Consider the following 925-nt stretch of genomic DNA (forward strand, 5'->3'; position numbering starts at 1 on the left):
TTTGTCCGACAGGTGGCCCGCATACAGCGTCATCGGCATCATCAGTACCATCACGGCCAGCACGAGGAACAGGCCGTGCGATTCGTTGAAGTGCAGCGTCGCCGACAGATAGCTCGGCAGATACGACAGCGCCATGTAGTCGGTCACGTTGAAGATCAGCACGAGACCGACGCATTGCAGCAGCGGCTTCCACTGCTGCGCGAGCAGTTCCATGAACGTCTGCTTCGGCCGCGACTTTTCTTCCGCTTCACGCGCTTCGGCTTCCTTCTTGAACGCGGGCGTCTCTTCGAGCTTCATCCGGATATACAGGCCCACGAGACCCAGCGGCCCGGCGATAAAGAACGGCACGCGCCAGCCCCACGACAGCAGTGCATCCTGCGACAGCGCGGACGTCAGCACCGCGACCGTGCCCGCGCCGAGGATATAGCCGACCAGCGTGCCGAATTCGAGGAAGCTGCCGGCGAAGCCGCGTCGGCGGTCCGTCGAGAACTCGGCGATGAAGGTGGCCGCACCGCCATATTCGCCGCCCGTCGAGAAGCCCTGCACGAGCCGCGCGACGAGCAGCAGCACGGGCGCGAGAATGCCGATCGAGCCGTAGCTCGGAATCAGGCCGATCGCGAAGGTGCCGAGGGCCATCATGATCATCGTCATCGCGAGCACGCGCTGGCGGCCGATGCGGTCGCCGAGCGGGCCGAACACCATGCCGCCGATCGGGCGCACGAGAAAGGCGGCGGCAAACGTGCCGAAGGTGGCGATCAGCTGCGCGGACGGGCTGCTCGACGGGAAGAACACTTTGCCGAGCGTGACGGCGATGTAGCTGTACACGCCGAAGTCGAACCATTCCATTGCGTTGCCGAGCGCCATCGCGCCGACGGCACGCTTGAGCAGCGTGTTGTCGACAACCGTGATGTCGTCGAGGGTGAGG

The 925-nt window shown here is 64.6% G+C and carries 1 protein-coding gene; it reads right to left on the reverse strand.

Going from position 1 to position 925, the window contains the following annotated elements; all coding sequences use genetic code 11:
• Window positions 1–925: MFS transporter (locus tag AABE10_RS36235; protein ID WP_342937844.1), on the reverse strand; the 925-nt coding region annotated here is incomplete at both ends.

It is taken from the genome of Paraburkholderia diazotrophica, assembly GCF_038900755.1.
Taxonomy (GTDB): domain Bacteria; phylum Pseudomonadota; class Gammaproteobacteria; order Burkholderiales; family Burkholderiaceae; genus Paraburkholderia; species Paraburkholderia diazotrophica_A.